2 protein-coding genes are annotated in these 1777 nt (G+C 39.4%); both read left to right on the forward strand.

The window, feature by feature from the left end; all coding sequences use genetic code 11:
- The coding region (locus PLH43_RS13630) for a recombinase family protein (RefSeq protein WP_324364024.1) at positions 1-1468 on the forward strand (1468 nt) is incomplete at its 5' end.
- Positions 1469-1611: 143 nt separating this feature from the next.
- A partial coding sequence (locus PLH43_RS13635) for a single-stranded DNA-binding protein (protein ID WP_324364026.1) occupies positions 1612-1777 on the forward strand: 166 nt, incomplete at its 3' end.

Consider the following 1777-nt stretch of genomic DNA (forward strand, 5'->3'; position numbering starts at 1 on the left):
TGTTTCTACGGACAGCGAGGAGCAGGCAACCAGTTATGAAGCGCAAATTGAGCATTATACAAATTACATTAAAAGCAATCCAGAATGGGAATTGGCAGGGATTTTTGCGGATGATGGTATCACAGGTACAAATACCAAAAAGCGTGAAGAGTTCAACCGCATGATTGAGGAATGTATGGCAGGAAAAATAGACATGATCATTACAAAATCCATCAGCCGATTTGCCAGAAACACGTTAGACTGCCTTAAATACATCCGTCAGTTAAAAGATAAAAACATCGCTGTATTCTTTGAAAAAGAAAATATCAACACCATGGATTCCAAGGGTGAAATTATGCTGACTATTATGGCTTCCCTTGCCCAACAGGAAAGCCAATCCTTAAGTCAGAACGTTAAGCTGGGCATTCAGTATCGATATCAACAAGGTGAAGTCCAGGTCAACCATAAGCGTTTCCTTGGATACACCAAGGATGAAAACAAGCAACTAGTCATCGACCCCGAGGGTGCAGAGGTTGTTAAACGGATTTATAGAGAGTACCTTGAAGGAGCTAGTCTTTTACAAATATCAAGAGGACTAGAAGCAGACGGTATTCTTACAGCGGCAGGCAAAGCCAAATGGAGACCAGAAACACTAAAAAAGATATTGCAGAATGAAAAGTACATCGGTGATGCCCTTCTACAAAAGACATATACGGTTGATTTCCTTTCTAAAAAGCGGGTCAAGAATAACGGCATCGTTCCCCAGTATTATGTAGAAAACAGCCATGAGCCGATTATTCCAAGGGAGCTTTTTATGCAAGTTCAAGAAGAGATGGTTCGAAGAGCAAATCTTCGTGGCCGCAAAGGCGGTAAAAAGCGAGTCTATAGCAGCAAGTATGCTTTATCGAGTATTGTTTACTGCGGACACTGCGGCGATATTTACCGACGGGTACATTGGAATAACAGAGGCTACAAGTCTATTGTTTGGAGATGTGTTAGCCGATTGGAGGAAAAAGGGTCTGAATGCACTGCTCCTACCATAAACGAGGAAACATTGCAGACAGCAGTGGTCAAGGCTATTAACGAGCTTTTGGCTAACAAAGAACCCTTCCTCTCAACCTTGCAGAAAAACATAGCTACTGTATTTAATGAAGAAAATGATAATGCCACCGATGATATTGATGGCAAATTGGAAGAATTACAACAACAGCTTCTTATACAAGCAAAGTCCAAGAATGACTATGAAGATGTGGCTGATGAAATTTACCGCCTTCGAGAATTGAAGCAAAATGCACTTGCAGAGAATGCAGAGCGTGAAGGAAAAAGGCAACGAATCGCTGAAATGACTGATTTCTTAAATGAACAATCCTGCGAGTTGGAGGAATATGATGAGCAATTAGTAAGGCGGCTTATTGAAAAAGTTACGGTATTTGATGATAAGCTCACTGTTGAATTTAAATCAGGTGTTGAAATAGATATTGAGATATAGGATATCAGAAATGGCGACCAATTGAGAGGTGTTACTTCCTTGATTGGTGGCTTTTCTTATTTACGGATTGACTTTGACTGTGAATATACGTATAATAATATCAACAATGTTGTTGATATTATTATTAATAAGGAGTGGACAACATGATTGATGTAAATGAGCTATTGGAAGAAGCTATTAGAGAAACTGAAAATCTAAATGATGGCGAAGTTTTTCTTGTTAAAGATTTATTCAAGGGATATGTGTGGAATAGGATACCCAGAAAGGATCGACTTCTGCTTGGAACGTTATTTTTAAACCATGTTAGCA

The organism is Acetivibrio sp., assembly GCF_035371925.1.
GTDB lineage: Bacteria > Bacillota > Clostridia > Acetivibrionales > Acetivibrionaceae > Hungateiclostridium.